The 15,245-nt window shown below is 65.1% G+C and carries 15 protein-coding genes and 1 pseudogene; 7 read left to right on the forward strand and 9 right to left on the reverse strand.

Features of this window, described 5'->3' with window-relative positions:
• Positions 1–16: 16 nt before the first annotated feature.
• From AC1RL5_RS28875 to AC1RL5_RS28895, 5 genes are all read right to left on the reverse strand, one after another.
• Positions 17–877, reverse strand: coding sequence for a MurR/RpiR family transcriptional regulator (locus tag AC1RL5_RS28875; protein ID WP_015636369.1), 861 nt, complete (start codon positions 875–877; stop codon positions 17–19).
• A 140-nt stretch (positions 878–1,017) separates the two neighbouring features.
• Positions 1,018–1,524, reverse strand: a complete 507-nt coding sequence (locus AC1RL5_RS28880; RefSeq protein WP_011062305.1) for a nucleoside 2-deoxyribosyltransferase — start codon at positions 1,522–1,524, stop codon at positions 1,018–1,020.
• A gap of 17 nt (positions 1,525–1,541) precedes the next feature.
• Positions 1,542–1,994, reverse strand: coding sequence for a GNAT family N-acetyltransferase (locus AC1RL5_RS28885; protein WP_492589986.1), 453 nt, complete (start codon positions 1,992–1,994; stop codon positions 1,542–1,544).
• A gap of 83 nt (positions 1,995–2,077) precedes the next feature.
• Positions 2,078–2,434 carry a 6-carboxytetrahydropterin synthase QueD gene (gene queD / locus AC1RL5_RS28890; protein WP_011062303.1) on the reverse strand — a complete coding sequence of 119 codons (357 nt, stop codon included), beginning with the start codon at positions 2,432–2,434 and terminating at the stop codon, positions 2,078–2,080.
• Positions 2,435–2,563: 129 nt separating this feature from the next.
• Positions 2,564–3,643, reverse strand: coding sequence for a patatin-like phospholipase domain-containing protein (locus AC1RL5_RS28895; protein ID WP_072452640.1), 1,080 nt, complete (start codon positions 3,641–3,643; stop codon positions 2,564–2,566).
• Positions 3,644–3,805: 162 nt separating this feature from the next.
• On the opposite strand from AC1RL5_RS28895, the gene AC1RL5_RS28900 reads away from it, so the two are divergent.
• The 4 genes from AC1RL5_RS28900 to AC1RL5_RS28915 are packed head-to-tail and all read left to right on the forward strand — an operon-like array spanning position 3,806 to position 6,409.
• Positions 3,806–4,114 (forward strand): PepSY domain-containing protein, encoded by a 309-nt coding sequence (locus AC1RL5_RS28900; RefSeq protein ID WP_011062301.1) that lies wholly within the window; start codon positions 3,806–3,808, stop codon positions 4,112–4,114.
• Entirely contained in the window at positions 4,114–4,431 is a 318-nt protein-coding gene (locus AC1RL5_RS28905) for a PepSY domain-containing protein (protein ID WP_011062300.1), read from the forward strand. The genes AC1RL5_RS28900 and AC1RL5_RS28905 overlap by 1 nt, the downstream gene beginning before the upstream one ends.
• The gene (locus tag AC1RL5_RS28910) at positions 4,431–5,099 is read left to right on the forward strand and encodes a response regulator transcription factor (RefSeq protein WP_041119167.1); all 669 of its coding nucleotides are present in this window, start codon (positions 4,431–4,433) and stop codon (positions 5,097–5,099) included. The genes AC1RL5_RS28905 and AC1RL5_RS28910 overlap by 1 nt, the downstream gene beginning before the upstream one ends.
• Complete coding sequence (locus tag AC1RL5_RS28915; protein WP_072452642.1) at positions 5,096–6,409, forward strand: sensor histidine kinase; 1,314 nt, start codon at positions 5,096–5,098, stop codon at positions 6,407–6,409. The genes AC1RL5_RS28910 and AC1RL5_RS28915 overlap by 4 nt, the downstream gene beginning before the upstream one ends.
• Before the next feature lie 245 nt (positions 6,410–6,654).
• Here AC1RL5_RS28915 and AC1RL5_RS28920 read toward each other — a convergent pair whose 3' ends face one another.
• A complete protein-coding gene (locus AC1RL5_RS28920; RefSeq protein ID WP_373870541.1) occupies positions 6,655–7,410 on the reverse strand; it encodes a methyl-accepting chemotaxis protein in 756 nt (251 codons plus the stop codon).
• Between the two features lie 102 nt (positions 7,411–7,512).
• A pseudogene (locus tag AC1RL5_RS28925) lies at positions 7,513–8,802 on the reverse strand (cache domain-containing protein); the annotation flags it as partial.
• A gap of 347 nt (positions 8,803–9,149) precedes the next feature.
• On the opposite strand from AC1RL5_RS28925, the gene AC1RL5_RS28930 reads away from it, so the two are divergent.
• Positions 9,150–10,466, forward strand: coding sequence for a Na+/H+ antiporter family protein (locus AC1RL5_RS28930; RefSeq protein WP_170866353.1), 1,317 nt, complete (start codon positions 9,150–9,152; stop codon positions 10,464–10,466).
• Between the two features lie 191 nt (positions 10,467–10,657).
• A complete protein-coding gene (gene ctpM / locus AC1RL5_RS28935) occupies positions 10,658–12,337 on the forward strand; it encodes a methyl-accepting chemotaxis protein CtpM (protein WP_011062295.1) in 1,680 nt (559 codons plus the stop codon).
• A 144-nt stretch (positions 12,338–12,481) separates the two neighbouring features.
• Here ctpM and trhP read toward each other — a convergent pair whose 3' ends face one another.
• A complete protein-coding gene (trhP, locus tag AC1RL5_RS28940; protein WP_072452648.1) occupies positions 12,482–13,807 on the reverse strand; it encodes a prephenate-dependent tRNA uridine(34) hydroxylase TrhP in 1,326 nt (441 codons plus the stop codon).
• Between the two features lie 159 nt (positions 13,808–13,966).
• Here trhP and AC1RL5_RS28945 point away from each other — a divergent pair, with 159 nt between their 5' ends.
• Positions 13,967–15,028 carry an AI-2E family transporter gene (locus tag AC1RL5_RS28945; protein ID WP_011062293.1) on the forward strand — a complete coding sequence of 354 codons (1,062 nt, stop codon included), beginning with the start codon at positions 13,967–13,969 and terminating at the stop codon, positions 15,026–15,028.
• Here AC1RL5_RS28945 and AC1RL5_RS28950 read toward each other — a convergent pair.
• Positions 15,025–15,207: a hypothetical protein gene (locus tag AC1RL5_RS28950; RefSeq protein ID WP_072452650.1), complete on the reverse strand. Its 183-nt coding sequence runs from the start codon at positions 15,205–15,207 to the stop codon at positions 15,025–15,027. The two genes, AC1RL5_RS28945 and AC1RL5_RS28950, sit on opposite strands and share 4 nt — an antisense overlap.
• Positions 15,208–15,245 lie beyond the last annotated feature (38 nt).

Genomic DNA, 15,245 nt, shown 5'->3' on the forward strand with positions numbered 1-15,245 from the left:
GGTTAACGCTTGAAGGTCAGGACTCGAACTGGCCGAAGGCTTCCTGCAACTGTCGGTTCTTGGCCAGGCGCTGGTCCAGGCGCTCGCCATAGCCCTCGGCCACGGCGGACACCATCAGGTTGAACAGGCAGGTCAGGGGCGCGAGGGAATCCCAGAACTGGCCGACATCGGTTTTCAGTTGCAGCAGGTCCAGCGGGTAGTCCCGGGCCCAGGGGCACTGCAGGTCGGTGACCAGGGCCAGGGGCAGGGCGTTGGCATTGGCCACTTCGCAGAAGGTCTGGGTGATGCTGGAGTAGGCGCGAAAGTCGGAGATGATCGCGTAGGGCTTGGCAAAGCCGGAGTTCAGGGTCTCGGCGTAGATGCCTGAAAGCCCGTCCACGTAGTAGACCTTGGGCCGGATGTATTCCAGGTGGCTGTGGAAGGCGTTGAGGATGCCCCGGGTCGACTGGATGCCGATGATGAACACCGCGTCGGCCTCGACGATCTGTTGCACGATGGCGGCGAAGGGCTGGCTGCGGGCCAGGCCATAGACATGCTGGATGGCCTCGATCTCGCGATGCATCGAACGCTCCAGGGCATCGTCCTGATGGGCTTCGCTGCGAAAGGCGCCGAGCCGATCGGTGATCAGCCAGGAGGCCGGGGCATCGCCGCGCAGGCCTTGCTTGACGTCATCCAGGTTGCGATAGCCCAGCGAGCGCAGGAAGCGCCCCACGGAAATCCCCGTGGTGCCGGCTTGCTGGGCGATGCTGTCGGCGGTCTCGAAGGGCAACTGCTGGAGGTTGGCCAGCAGGTAGGTGGCGATGCGCTTGCCGGTGGGGGTCAGGCTTGCAAACTGCTGTTCCAGGGTGACTTGGAAACTGTTCTTGTCCATGACCATCTCGCCGGGCGTTCGCTGGAAATGTTATTTGTGTTTCATTTTTGTATCTCGTGTTAGAAACATAACATCGGCTTTCGCGACAAGACAAGGCTTTTGTCCGGGGTGGTCGTTTTCGGCAGAAAGTGACGTTGCCGGCTATCTCAGCCCGATGGAGGGGAAGCGCTCAGCCAGCACCCGAGGTCGAAGATGGCGGCTTCCACGCTGCTGCTGCGGCCGCTCCAGCTGCAGGCCAGCATCAGGTTGCGCGGCAGGTTGAAGTCCTCCACCGCAAAGCCCTGGGCGTCGCGCCCGGCGTGATCGTGGGGCACCTGCCGGCGCAGGGTGGCGGGGCCTTCGAAGTAGGCCCACACCGGTTTGCCCAGGGCGACCGCCGCGCCCACTTCGAAGGCGGTGCCGGAATCCGGCTCCAGGCCGCGAAAGTCATTCAGGTTGGCCAGCAATGCATCGCAGCCGCGGATCATCTGCAGGTTCTGCCGGTAGATCCACTGTGCGGTGGCTTCTGGCGTGAGGCGAGGTGGCGCCTGGTTATCCAGGGGAAACAGGCCGTGCAGGCCCTGGGCGCTGCACAGTTGCTTGAGGTATTCGCCATGGGCCGGGGCGTCGGCGCGAAACACATCGAAGCCGGCGAGGTAGATACGGGGGGGCATGGAGAGGGCTCCTGGGTTCAGTCCAGTGGCTTGCTCATGTACACCCGGTACAGGCCGTGCTCCACGGCGCGGTGGGTTTCCACGTAGCCGTGGCGGCTGTACAGGGCGATGTTCTCGCTCATGGCTGCGTTGGTGTACAGGCGCACGCAACTGTGACCGGCGGCCACGGCCTGTTGTTCGGCAAAGGCCAGCAGTTGCCGGCCATGGCCCCGGCCCTGGGCCTCGGGGTGGACCGCCAGGTTGTCCAGCAGCAGGGCTTGATGGGCGTCCAGCAGGACAACGAAACCGGCGATTGCCTGCTGCTCCTCCAGGACCCAGACCTGCCGGGCCAGCACCAGGCACGAATAGTCTTCGAGCATGGGCGCCGGTTCCCGGCCGATCCGCGCGATATAGGGCGCATAGGCGCGCTTGGCGATGCCTTCGATGGCGGCGAGGTCGGGCAGGGCAGCGGGGCGAATGGTCGGCGGCATGGGCGCGAGTGCTCGGGTAACGGCGGGGTGGGGCAATCATAGGCATAAAAAAACCACCCCGTGGGGTGGTTTCTTCGGCGGGCTTATTCGCCGCGGTAGATGCAGCCGCTGGTGCAGGTTTCGTGGATGCGGATCGCACTCAGCTCCGGCAGCAGGGGCTTGAGCTCATTCCAGATCCATTTGGCCAGGACTTCGCTGGTGGGGTTTTCCAGGCCGGGAATGTCGTTCAGGTAGTTGTGGTCCAGGCGCTCGTACAGCGGCTTGAAGATTGCCTTGATTTCCGAGAAGTCGCGGATCCAGCCGGTGTGTGCGTCGACCTCGCCACTGAGGTGGATCGCCACCTTGAACGAGTGGCCATGGAGGCGGCCGCACTTGTGGCCCTCGGGCACGAAAGGCAGGCGGTGGGCGGATTCGAAGGTAAATTCTTTGAAGATTTCCACAGTGTCGGTCAGCTCTGTCAGATGGCTATCGCCCGGGGGCGAGTTGAGGCAGGCGGCGAGTTTATCAGCTTGCCCCGGCGCTTGCGGAAAAACCCTGACTAAAGGGTCAGTGCGCGGCCTGGGGCAGCCTCACAGGCTTTGCAGGCGTTCGCCCAGGCGATTCTGCGCCGCCAGTTCGAGGAACTCGTCCCCCAGGCGCCGGCTTTCGTCCATGGCGCTGCGCCAGTATTTTTGCCGGCCGGCGTCATCGCCCATGAAGCGCTTGAAGTCGTTGCGGTCCGGCAGTTTGCCGTAGGGCAGGCGCGCCAGGTATTCCTTCGACGGCGCCAGCAGCAAGACGTCCCGCAGGCGTTCGGGGCTGGCCCGGCGCCAGGGCAGGGTCTTGTCGAACCAGCCGGGGATCACCCGGTCGGTGAAGTGCGGGTAGAGCACGATGTCGCTGCCGCTGTAGGGCAGGTCCAGGTGGTAGTCCAGCAGGCCGCCGTCGCGGAAGGTGCCGGCCCCGGCGCCGGGCAGTTCGCGCACGCCCTGCATGACCATGGGGATCGAGCCCGAGGCCAGCAGCGCCTGGCGCAGGTTGCCGCGGTCCAGGGGCACGAAGCGCGAGGGGAAGTCTTCCAGGGTGTGCAAGGGCGGGGCCAGGCGCGGGTCGTGCAGTACCAGGCGCTCGAAGTGCCGGGCCAGGCGCGCGCGGCCCCGCAGATTGTCGGCGATCACCGAGGACAGCCCCAGGCCGAGGCGCCCGCGATGGTCGTCGGCGAGCAGGCCGTGGCTTTTGACCACCATGATGTTCAGCCGGTAGTGAGGGTTGTCGAGGATCGAAGCGTCGCGGCCCTCCAGCAGGTCCTCGAGCATGCGCCGGGAGCTCTGGCTGATCTGCGCCATGGTCACGCCCTTGGCAAAGCTCTGGGCGTTGTACAACTGGCCGAGGCGGCGGATGCCTTCGGCGGCGTCCGGCAGGCAGGCGCTGGCGAAGCGCCAGGAACCCACCGAGGCGCCGATCAGCGAGCGTTCCCGGGGCGCCGATGGCAGCCATTCACCGAACAGCGCCAGGTCCAGGCCCTGGATGCCCAGGGCCTTGGGGCCGCCGGCGGCGCCGGGCAAGGTGCCGACTTCACGGGGGTGCAGGCCTTGCTGGCGGATGCGGGCCAGGGCGCGGGGACCGGCCTTGAGGGTCAGGGCGGGAAACTTGATATGGATGGCGGTCATACCGGGCTCACTCTTGAATCAGCCGCCGAGTATAGAGAACCCAGGAGCCGGGGGCCGAGTGAAACTTATGTCGGGGGCCATGCTGGCCATTCAGTTTCAATTAAGTTGCCTTGGGTATGGTCTGCGGCATCGGCCTTTGGCCACCGACTTTGGAGAACTGCCATGAAGACCCTTGCCGCGCTGTTCGGCGCCAGCCTTGTCGCCCTGACCGCCAGCCTGGCCCACGCCCGCGACCTGGGGCCGGACGAAGCCCTGAGACTGCGCGACGCTGGTACCATTGTGTCCTTTGAAAAACTCAATGCCACGGCCCTGTCCCGGCATCCTGGAGCGAGCATCAGTGAAACCGAGCTGGAAGAAGAGTACGGCAAGTACATCTACCAGGTTGAACTGCGCGACCCGCAGGGGCTGGAATGGGACCTGGAACTGGACGCCGTGAGCGGCCAGGTACTCAAGGATCATCAGGACACCTAATGAACCGCACTCTGCGCACCGCCGGCAGCCGTGCAGCCCTGGCGCTGCTGCTGTTCTGCTCCCTGGCCATGGCCCGCGACCTGGACCAGGACGAGGCCCTGCGCCTGCGCCAGCAAGGGGTGATCCTGCCCCTGGAGCAACTGCTCAAGCAGGCCATGGACCGTTACCCCGGGGCCAAGCTGCTGGAGGCCGAGCTGGAAGAAAAGCACGATGTGTACATCTATGAAGTCGAGCTGTTGACCGTGGACGGGGTGGTTCGCGAGCTGGACCTGGAAGCCGCCACCGGGCGTTTGTTGAAAGATGAGGAAGACGACTGATGCGCCTGCTTGTGGTGGAAGACCACGTATCCCTGGCCGATGAACTGCTTGAAGGCCTGAACCGCCAGGGCTACGCCGTGGACTGGCTGGCCGACGGCCGCGACGCGCTGTACCAGGGCGCCAGCGAACCCTATGACCTGATCATCCTCGACCTCGGCCTGCCCGGGGTGCCGGGCCTGGAGGTGCTGCGAAAGTGGCGCGCCGATGGCCTGGCAACGCCGGTGCTGGTCCTCACCGCCCGCGGCTCCTGGGCCGAGCGCATCGAGGGGCTCAAGGCCGGCGCCGACGATTACCTGAGCAAACCGTTCCATCCCGAAGAGCTGCACCTGCGGGTCCAGGCCCTGCTGCGCCGCTCCCATGGCCAGGCCAACCAGCAGACCCTGCAGGCCGCCGGGCTACACCTGGACGAGGGCCGGCAATGTGTGGTCCGCGACGGCCAGGATGTCTTGCTGACCGCCGCGGAGTTCCGCCTGTTGCGCTATTTCATGCTGCACCCGCAGCAGATCCTGTCCAAAAGCCACCTGGCCGAACACCTCTACGACGGTGAAACCGAGCGCGATTCCAACGTCCTTGAAGTTCACGTCAACCACCTGCGGCGCAAGCTGGGCCGCAGTGTGATCGAAACCCGCCGCGGCCAGGGTTATCTGTTCGGCGGAACCACTTCGTGAGATCGATCCAGCGCCGCCTGAGCCTGGGCCTGATCACGGTGATGGTGGTGGTCGGGCTGGTGCTGGCGCAGACCAGCCTCTGGCTGTTCGAGGTGGGCCTGCAACGCTACCTGGAATCCGGCCTGCGCAACGACAGCGAGAGCCTGCTGCTGGCCCTGGTGCGCGGCCCTCAGGGGCTGCAGCTGGATGAACGACGTCTGTCGCCGGCCTACCAGCGGCCGTTTTCCGGGCACTATTTCCGTATCGATTTTGCCGATGTGCACTGGCGCTCGCGCTCACTGTGGGACCAGGAACTGCCGCAACTGGAGCGCGCCGGCCTGCAGGGCAACCTGCAACTGGGGCCGGAGGGCCAGCAACTGCTGGTGCTGCGCAGCGACTACAAGCGCCTCGGGCAGTCGATCTCCATCAGCGTGGCCCAGGACTACACCCCGGTGCGTGAAAGCTTCCAGCGCATGCGCCAGATCGGCCTCGGGCTGGGGCTGGCCGGGCTGCTGCTGATCCTGCTGCTGCAACGCCTGACCGTGCGCCGCGCCCTGCGCCCGCTGGAAACCGCCCGCGAGCAGATCGCCCAGTTGCAACAGGGCCAGCGTTCGCAACTGGATGCCCAGGTGCCGGTGGAGCTGGAGCCCCTGGTGGCGCAGATCAACCACTTGCTGGCCCATACCGAAGACAGCCTCAACCGTTCCCGCAATGCCCTGGGCAACCTGGGCCATGCCTTGAAGACCCCGTTGGCGGTGCTCCTGAGCCTGGCGTCGAGCCCCAGGCTCGACGGCCACCCCGAGGTGCGCAGGATGCTCCAGGAACAGTTGGAGCAGGTGCAGCAGCGCCTCAATCGCGAACTCAACCGTGCGCGGCTGGCGGGGGATGCGCTGCCCGGGGTGCTGTTCGAGTGCGATGCCGAGCTGCCGGGGCTCCTGGCGACCTTGAACATGATCCATGGCCAGCACCTGGAACTGAGCTACCAGGCGCCACCGGGGCTGCGCCTGCCCTGGGACCGGGAAGACCTGCTGGAGCTCTTGGGCAACCTGCTGGACAACGCCTGCAAATGGGCGGATGCCCAGGTGCGCCTGAGCGTGGAAGAGCGGCCGCAGGGCTTCTGCCTGGCGGTGGACGACGACGGCCCGGGCATTCCCGAAGCGCGGCGCGATGAGGTATTCGGCCGGGGCACGCGCCTGGATGAACAGACCCACGGCCACGGGCTGGGCCTGGGCATCGTGCGCGACATCGTCGACGCCTGCGGTGGAACCCTGAACCTGGGGGAAAGCGAGTGGGGCGGCTTGCGGGTAGAGATCGAGTTGCCCAGGCGCTGAACTTGCCGGGCGCCAGGTTCGGCGCCCGTGGCGGCTGTCGATCAAGCGTCGAACCCTGGCGCTCTCTGGAGCGTTGCGTCCCTGCGACGCAGTGCCGGAAAGACCGTCCGCAGCCTGCGGTAGCGGCTACACCAGACGGCTCGGCCCCGACCTGTAGCCGCTGCCGAGCCACGGCAAGGCTGCGACAAGGCCCGAAGGGCCTTTGGCGTCCTCAAGGGCGGCTATCGCAGCCTGCGGCAGCCGGGTCAGACGCGGAACTGGTCCATCAGGCTCTGTTGCTGGTTGGCCAGGCTGTTGAGCGACTGGCTGACCCGCGCCGATTCATTGGCCTGCTCCGACAGCGATTCGGTGACATCGCGAATGGTCGCCACGTTGCTGTTGATCTCTTCGGCCACCGCGCTCTGCTGTTCGGCGGCGCTGGCGATCTGCAGGTTCATGTCGCTGATCACGGTTACCGCATCGCCGATCTGGCGCAGGGCGGTGACCGCCTGGCCCACTTGTTCGACGCTGCCCTGGGCCTGGCGATGGCTGTTGTTCATCGAACCCACCACCTCCCGCGTGCCGTTCTGCAGTTGCTCGATCACCTGGCGGGTTTCTTCCACCGACTCCTGGGTGCGCTGGGCCAGGTTGCGCACCTCATCGGCCACCACCGCGAAGCCGCGGCCGGCTTCCCCGGCGCGAGCGGCTTCGATGGCCGCGTTCAAGGCCAGCAGGTTGGTCTGCTCGGCAATCGAGCGGATCACTTCCAGTACCGTGCCGATCTGCTCGCTGTTGGCGGCCAGGCCTTCGACCTGGGTCATGGCGGCGCTCATGTCGGCGGCCAGCAAGTCGATGCTGCGGGTGGTGTGGTCGATCACGTTCAGGCCCTGGCGGGTGGCCTGGTCGGCATCCCGCGCGGCCTGGGCGGCCTGGGCCGCGCTGCGGGCCACGTCTTGGGCGGTGGCGCTCATTTCATGGGAAGCGGTGGCCACCTGGTCCACCTGGCGATACTGCTGCTCCATGCCGGCGCTGGTCTGGGTGGCGATGGCCGAAGACTGGTCGGCGGTGCCGCGAGCATCCTGCACCGAGCGTTTTACCTCGGCGATGATCGGCTGCAGCTTGTCCAGAAAGCGGTTGAACCAGCCGGCCAACTGACCCAGTTCGTCCTGCTTGTCGTAGGCCAGGCGTCGGGTCAGGTCGCCTTCGCCGCTGGCGATGTCTTCGAGCATGTGGGCCACGCCGAGGATCGGCCGGGTCACGCTGCGGGCCATCAGCCACACCAGCAACAGGCCCACCACCGCGGCCAGCAGGCCCAGGCCGAGCTCGATCAGGGTGCCGCTGTTGTTGCGCGCATCCAGCTCGCTTTTCAGGGCTTCGGCCGGGCCTACCAGGACTTTTTCCGGAACATCCAGCAGTACGCCCCAGGCCTTGCCACCGGGGATCGGGGTGAAGGGCGCCAGCACCTTGAGTTCACGGTTGCTGTGCAGGCTCTGGGTCTGGGTGCTGTTGGCCAGCAGGCGGATCAGCTCGGCGCCGTTGGTGGTGTCGACGCTGTCCAGGCGCTGGCTGAGCTTGCTGGCGTCCGGGCTGTAGCCGGCCAGCAGGCCCACCGGGCTCAGGATGCTGACGTTGGTCTGGCCGGCATAGAGGCGCTTGCTGGCGCTCTGACTGATGGCCTGGAGGCTGTTGAGGTTGATGTCCACCGACAGCGAAGCGATGACTTTGCCGTCCACCATCAGCGGGAAGACGATGCTGGTCATCAGCACCTTCTGGCCGTCGATGTCATAGAAGTAGGGTTCGATCACGCAGGGCTTGAGGGTGCTGCGCGGGCAGGTGAACCAGGCGTTGGCCGGCTGGCCGCTGGGGCCGGTGCGGGTGTCGCTCATGTCGCTTTCGGGCAGTGACATGGAGGTCAGCTTGCCCGGGGTGGGTTGGGACCAGTACAGGGCGAAGCGGCCCTTTTCGTTGCTGCCCAGTTCGCTCTGGCCGCCGAACAACTCGTCCTTGCCGTCCAGGGCGTTGGCTTCGAACACCAGGGACAGGCCCAGCAAGTCGGGGTTGGCCTGCAGCGCCGACTTGACCTGGCGGGTCAGGTCCTCGCGCAGGTCGAAGGCGTCGAGGAAGCGTTTCTCGGCCTGTTCCCGCAGGAACAGCACCTGGCGCGAGAAGCCGTGGCCGTATTGATAGGCGTCCATGAATTGCTGGCGGATCCCCAGTGCCTGGACTTCACCCTGAGCCTCGATCCGCGCCTGGGCGGCTTCGTTGAGCATCTCCATGCTCGAGGCCTTCACCAGCTCGGAGCTGTGCTCCATGCGATACAGCGAAAGCCCCACCAACAGCGACACGATGCCCAACAGGCAGAGTCCGGCCAGCAAGGTGATTTTCCATTGGATGGAAAGTTGTCTGAGCGACATGGAGACGTCCTTTATTCGATAAATATCTGAGACTTTGCACTGTAGCGGCCGACCAATGGCGTTCTTTAAACGCTTGTTCGAAATAAACCGCGAGGCGCTGGGGCTGCTGTGCAGCCCGGTGCGGGCAAGCTCCCTCGCCACGGGTACGGGGTTGGTCTTGGGGGCTTTACGAGCAAGCCCGCTCCTGCGGGCGGCGGGGTGCGGGATTTTGACAAGCCGGGTCGGCTGCTGCAAAGTGCGCCCCCCTAATAAGAACCTCTTTCATTTCGATGTCGGCAGCCCGCTGCCTTCCGGTCGGTCACAGGCTTTTGCGCCATTTTTAGCGGCGCAGTAATGAGGTAACGATGATTAACGCAGTAATTGCCGCGGTTGGCGTAATGCTGGTGCTCAGCCTGTCCCGCGTGCATGTAGTGATCGCCCTGATCATTGGCGCCCTGGTGGGCGGCCTGGCCGGCGGCCTGGGCATCGAGGCCACGCTCAAGGCCTTCAATAGCGGCCTGGGGGGCGGTGCCACCGTGGCCATGTCCTACGCCTTGCTCGGTGCTTTCGCCGTGGCGATTGCCAAATCCGGGCTGGCCCACGCGTTGGCGGACAAGATCCTGTTGCTGGTGGACCGGCAGGACGCCAACGGCGGCGGCCAGGTCAAGTGGCTGCTGATCGGCCTGCTGTGGGTGGTGGCGATTGCCTCGCAGAACATCCTGCCGATCCACATTGCCTTCATTCCGCTGCTGGTGCCGCCGCTGCTGTATGTGCTGACCAAGCTGCAACTGGATCGCCGGCTGATCGCCTGTGTGATCACCTTCGGCCTGATCACCCCCTACATGTTCCTGCCGGTGGGTTTCGGCAACATCTTCCTCAACGAAATCCTCCTGGCCAACGTGGCCCGCAGCGGCGTCGATATCAGCCAGGTCAACGTCACCCACGCCATGGGCATTCCCGCCCTGGGCATGCTTTGCGGCTTGCTGCTGGCGTTCTTCAGCTACCGCAAGAAGCGCGTCTATGACCTGGACCGCATCGAGAAGGTCGAGCAGGTGGCGGTGCAGTACAACCCGCGGACCCTGCTGGTGGCCGCGGCGGCCATAGTCGCGGCGTTCGTGATCCAGCTGCTGCTGGACTCGATGATTATCGGTGCCTTGTGCGGTTTTCTGATTTTCTCGGTGTCGGGCATCGTGCGCTGGCGCGAGACTGACGAGCTGTTCACCGAAGGCATGAAGATGATGGCCATGATCGGCTTCATCATGATCGCCGCCTCGGGGTTCGCCGAAGTGATGAAGGCCACCGGCGAGGTCAATTCCCTGGTCCAGGCCTCGGCGGCCTGGATCGGCCACAGCAAGGGCGTGGGCGCCTTGCTGATGCTGCTGGTGGGCCTGCTGGTGACCATGGGCATCGGCTCGTCGTTCTCCACGGTGCCGATCCTCGCGGCGATCTTCGTGCCTTTGTGTGTGCAACTGGGCTTCAGCCCGCTGGCCATCGTCTGCATCGTCGGCACCGCCGGTGCCCTGGGCGATGCCGGTTCGCCGGCCTCGGACTCGACCCTGGGACCGACCTCGGGCCTGAATATCGACGGCCAGCACCACCACATCTGGGACACCGTGGTTCCGACCTTCCTGCACTACAACCTGCCGCTGCTGGCCTTTGGCTGGGTGGCGGCCATGGTCCTCTGATCATCTCGCTCTCGTAGACGTCGGGGGTTGTCGTAGGAGCTGGCTTGCCAGCGAAGGCATCGGCAAGCTCGGTGCAAGGCTCGAGGGCCCCTTCGCCGGCAAGCCGGCTCCTAGGGGTTCAGGCTCAACTTTTTTTTTGGCGTGCCGTTAACGGCATATCACGCCAATAAAAAACCAAGAGTGAGCCCCCTATGCGCTTGAGCCTGAAGGCCAAAGTCCTGTCCCTGGCAGTACTCCCGGTACTGCTGTTCGCCCTGGTGATCAGCCTGAGCACCGTGCTCATGCTGCGCCAGCAGGCACAGAAGGAAGTCGAGGAAACCCGCAACCGGCTGCTGACTGAAGCCAAGGCCACCCTGCAGAGTTATGTGGAAGTCGCGCTGACTACCGTCAAGCCGCTCTACGATGCGGCGGCGCAGGGCGATCAGGCCGCCCGGGCCGAAGTGGTCAAGCTGCTGTCCAATATCAGCTATGGCAAGGACGGCTACTTCTTCGGCTACGACTCCGAGACTGTGCGCCTGTTCAAGGGCAACAGCCCGGACGGCGTGGGCAAGAGCTTCAAGGACAACCGCGACCCCAATGGTGTGTACGTCAACCGCGAGCTGGTGCGGGTCGGCAAGGACGGCAGCCACTATGTGCAATACAGCTCGACCCAGCCGGGCAGCGACGTGCTGGTGCCCAAGCTGGGCTACACCGAGTACCTGCCCAAGTGGGACATGGTGCTGGGCACCTCGGTCAACCTCGATGGCATCGATGCCCAGGTCGCCGCAGTGCAGAGCAGCGTCAACCAGCGCATGGAAGGCATGGTCCTGAGCATCCTCGGGATCGCCGCGGTGGTGCTGGTGGTGATCGCCGCCCTGGGCATGCTGGTGGCCAACACCATGCTGCGCCCGCTGAACCTGATGAAAGCCAACCTCGACGATATCGCCGCCGGCGAGGGCGACCTGACTCGGCGCCTGGCCATTACCAGCCAGGACGAACTGGGGCAGTTGGCCGGCTCGTTCAACCGCTTTGTCGACAAGATCCACGGCCTAGTGCGCCAGATCACCGAGATGACCGGCCAGCTCACCGAGCTGGTGACCCAGGTCTCGGATCAGGCCCAGCGTTCGGAACAGGCCATGGAGCGCCAGCGCCACGAGACCGATCAGGTGGCCACGGCGATCAACGAAATGTCTTCCGCGGCCCATGAGGTGGCCCGCAGTGCCCAGGGCGCAGCCGTTGCCGCCCAGCAGACCGATGAAGAGGGCCAGGCGGCCAAGCGTGTGGTGGATGGCAGCATCCAGCAGATCCATGCGCTGGTCAGCGATATCCGCAACAGCGGCACTTCCCTGGACAGCCTGCAGCAGGACGTGACGTCGATTGTCAGCGTGCTGGACGTGATCCGCTCGATCGCCGAGCAGACCAACCTGCTGGCCCTGAACGCCGCCATCGAAGCGGCTCGGGCCGGGGAGGCCGGGCGCGGTTTTGCGGTGGTGGCCGACGAAGTACGGGCCCTGGCCAGCCGCACCCAGCAGAGCACTCAGGAAATCCAGGGCATGATCGACCGCCTGCAGCAGGGCACCCGGGTGGCGGTGGACGCCATGCGCCGTTCCAGCGATGCGGGCGACGGCACCTCGGTGAAGGCCAACGAAGCCGGGGCGTCGCTGGACACCATGGCCCAGTTGATCGGCACCATCAATTCGATGAACGCGCAGATTGCCAGTGCGGCGGAAGAACAGACTGCGGTGGCCGAGGAGATCAATCGCAGCGTGCATCAGATTGCCGTGGCGGTGGACAGTGTGGCTGATGAAACCCAGCGCGGCGCCCAGACTTCCCGCAGCCTGGCGGACCTGGGCCAGCGCCTGGGGCGGCTGGTGGGGCAATTCCGTATCTGAGGGGCGCCGGGGCTGGTGTAGCCGCTGCCGAGCCTGCGAGGCTGCGAAAAGGCCCGAAGGGCCTTGCGTGGCGGCCTTTAGGCAGCCTACCAGAAGGTCCCACAGCCCCCGTCAGCAGCTACATCAGGGTGTCACCTGCACGGCTCAGGCGCTGATATCGCGCATCAGCAGGCCAAAGCGCAGGTCCACCTGATCAGGGATCGGCAGGTACACCGTATGGCCGTCACCTGGCGCCACTTCGATGGCTTCGCCCTTGGCGTTCTGCAACTGGTGCAGGTCGAAGTGGAAGTTGCCCCGAGGGGTCATCAGTTCCATGTGATCGCCCAGGGCGAAACGGTTTTTCACCTTCACTTCGGCCAGGCGGTCGCGGCGTTCGCCGGTCAATTCACCGACGAACTGCTGGCGCTCCGACACCGAGCTGCCGTTCTGGTAGTTCTGATACTCGTCATGCACATGCCGGCGCAGGAAACCCTCGGTGTAGCCGCGCTGGGCCAGGGACTCCAGATCGCTCATCAACTGGCGGTCGAACTCGCGGCCAGCGGCGGCATCGTCGATGGCCCGGCGATAGACCTGGGTGGTGCGTGCGCAATAGAAGTGCGACTTGGTGCGCCCCTCGATCTTCAGCGAGTGCACGCCCATGCGGGTCAGGCGCTCCACGTGCTGCACCGCCCGCAGGTCCTTGGCGTTCATGATGTAGGTGCCGTGCTCGTCCTCGAAGGCCGGCATCAGCTCGCTCGGGCGATTGGCTTCCTGCAGCAGGAACACCTGGTCGGTGGGGGCGCCCAGGCCCAGGGTCGGCTCCGGCTGGTAGCTTTGCACGATGTCGCCCACGGCGTTCTCGGTGGCCGCCTGGGCGCTGTATTTCCAGCGGCAGGCATTGGTGCAGGTGCCCTGGTTGGCATCGCGCTTGTTCATGTAGCCCGACAGCAGGCAACGCCCGGAGTAGGCCATGCACAGCGCCCCGTGGACGAAGACTTCCAGCTCCATGCCCGGCACCTGCTGGCGGATTTCCTCGATCTCCTCCAGGGACAGTTCCCGGGACAGGATGATCCGGGTCAGGCCCTGCTGTTGCCAGAACTCGACGCTGGCCCAGTTCACCGTGTTGGCCTGCACCGAGAGGTGGATCGGCATCTGCGGGAAGTGCCGGCGTACCAGCATGATCAGCCCCGGGTCGGACATGATCAGCGCATCCGGGGCCATCTCGATCACCGGCGCCAGGTCCTTGAGGAAGGTCTTGAGCTTGGCATTGTGTGGGGCGATGTTGACCACCACGTAGAAGCGCTTGCCCTGGGCCTGGGCCTCGCGGATGCCGAGGGCCAGGTTGGCATGGTCGAATTCGTTGTTGCGTACCCGCAGGCTGTAGCGCGGCTGGCCGGCGTACACCGCGTCGGCGCCATAGGCGAAGGCGTAGCGCATGTTCTTCAGGGTGCCGGCGGGGGCCAGGAGTTCGGGTTTGGCGAGGAGCGTCATGGGGCTGTCGGTCGCAAAAGGTCGCGAGGGTAAGCCAGTGCGCTAGGGTATTCATTGATCTGGATCTATGCCGACAGCAGAAAAAACGGCACTCGGCGCCGCGGCCGGGGACTAAGCCTCAGGACGCTGATTTTCCGCGTGACAGACCTGGACCTGTAGATGAACCAAACCAACCTGCAAAACAAAAGCCTGCTGCTGTTGCTGGCACTGGTGACCCTGGCCTTTATCTGGATTCTGCTGCCGTTCTACGGTGCGCTGTTCTGGGCAGTGATCCTGGGCATTGTCTTCGCCCCCTTGCAGCGCCGGCTGCAGGCCCGCTTCGGCTGGCAGCGCAACTTGACGTCCCTGTGCACCCTGTTGATCTGCCTGGTGATCGCGATTCTGCCGGTGATCATCACCAGCGTGCTGCTGGTGCAGGAGGGGGCCGAGCTGTACAAGAAAATCGAAAGCGGCCAGCTGGATATCGCCGCCTACCTGGCTCAGTTCAAGCACAGCCTGCCGCCGTACTTCCAGCACCTGCTGGACCGCTTCGGCCTGGGCGAACTCAAGGGGCTGCAGGAGAAGGTGGTCAAGAGCGCGATGCAGGGCAGCCAGTACCTGGCGACCCAGGCTTTCAGCTTCGGCCAGGGCACCTTCGAGTTCGTGGTGAGCTTCTTCATCATGCTCTACCTGCTGTTCTTCTTTCTGCGCGACGGCCCGGAGCTGGTGCGCAAGATCCGCACCGCCGTGCCCCTGGCGGAATACCAGAAGCGCCGCCTGCAATTGAAGTTCAACCGAGTGGTGCGGGCCACGGTCAAGGGCAATGTGCTGGTGGCGGTGACCCAGGGCGCCCTGGGGGGCTTGATCTTCTGGTTCCTCGACATTCCCAGCGCCTTGCTCTGGGCGGTGCTGATGGCGTTCCTGTCACTGTTGCCGGCCGTGGGGGCGGGGATTGTCTGGGGGCCGGTGGCGGCCTACTTCCTGATCAGCGGAGCGATCTGGCAAGGGGTGGTGCTGGGGCTGTTCGGGGTGTTCGTGATCGGCCTGGTGGATAACCTGCTGCGGCCGATCCTGGTGGGCAAGGACACCAAGATGCCGGACTACCTGATCCTGATCTCGACCCTGGGAGGGCTGGCGATCTTCGGCCTCAACGGCTTTGTCATCGGGCCCCTGATTGCCGCGCTGTTCATGTCCAGCTGGGCCCTGTTCGTCGAGACCCGGCCCCGGGTGCAGTTGCCCTAGGGCTGGACGATGCACAGCGCCAGTTGCCGGGACAGGGTCTGGGCGGCGGGCAGGGAGGTCAGCGGGCCGCTGACCATCTCGCCGTCGCGCACCAGGTACCAGCAAGCCAGCAACCCCAGTTCCCTGAGCGATGCGGGGACCGCGCTGCCAATGACGGACATGATCTGAATCTTGGGCATGACAACCTCCTCGATCTGAGGGGGTTACCTTACAAAGC

It is taken from the genome of Pseudomonas sp. GW822-FHT06D10, assembly GCF_058799535.1.

Excerpts from the sequence above, each read along its gene's own strand:
- AC1RL5_RS28950 (WP_072452650.1), bottom strand. The coding sequence starts at position 15,207 with ATGCCCAAGATTCAGATCATGTCCGTCATTGGCAGCGCGGTCCCCGCA.
- ctpM (WP_011062295.1), top strand. The coding sequence starts at position 10,658 with ATGCGCTTGAGCCTGAAGGCCAAAGTCCTGTCCCTGGCAGTACTCCCG.
- AC1RL5_RS28895 (WP_072452640.1), bottom strand. The coding sequence starts at position 3,643 with ATGACCGCCATCCATATCAAGTTTCCCGCCCTGACCCTCAAGGCCGGT.
- trhP (WP_072452648.1), bottom strand. The coding sequence starts at position 13,807 with ATGACGCTCCTCGCCAAACCCGAACTCCTGGCCCCCGCCGGCACCCTG.
- AC1RL5_RS28885 (WP_492589986.1), bottom strand. The coding sequence starts at position 1,994 with ATGCCGCCGACCATTCGCCCCGCTGCCCTGCCCGACCTCGCCGCCATC.
- AC1RL5_RS28910 (WP_041119167.1), top strand. The coding sequence starts at position 4,431 with ATGCGCCTGCTTGTGGTGGAAGACCACGTATCCCTGGCCGATGAACTG.
- AC1RL5_RS28920 (WP_373870541.1), bottom strand. The coding sequence starts at position 7,410 with ATGGAGCAGCAGTATCGCCAGGTGGACCAGGTGGCCACCGCTTCCCAT.
- AC1RL5_RS28875 (WP_015636369.1), bottom strand. The coding sequence starts at position 877 with ATGGTCATGGACAAGAACAGTTTCCAAGTCACCCTGGAACAGCAGTTT.
- AC1RL5_RS28945 (WP_011062293.1), top strand. The coding sequence starts at position 13,967 with ATGAACCAAACCAACCTGCAAAACAAAAGCCTGCTGCTGTTGCTGGCA.
- AC1RL5_RS28880 (WP_011062305.1), bottom strand. The coding sequence starts at position 1,524 with ATGCCCCCCCGTATCTACCTCGCCGGCTTCGATGTGTTTCGCGCCGAC.
- AC1RL5_RS28905 (WP_011062300.1), top strand. The coding sequence starts at position 4,114 with ATGAACCGCACTCTGCGCACCGCCGGCAGCCGTGCAGCCCTGGCGCTG.
- AC1RL5_RS28900 (WP_011062301.1), top strand. The coding sequence starts at position 3,806 with ATGAAGACCCTTGCCGCGCTGTTCGGCGCCAGCCTTGTCGCCCTGACC.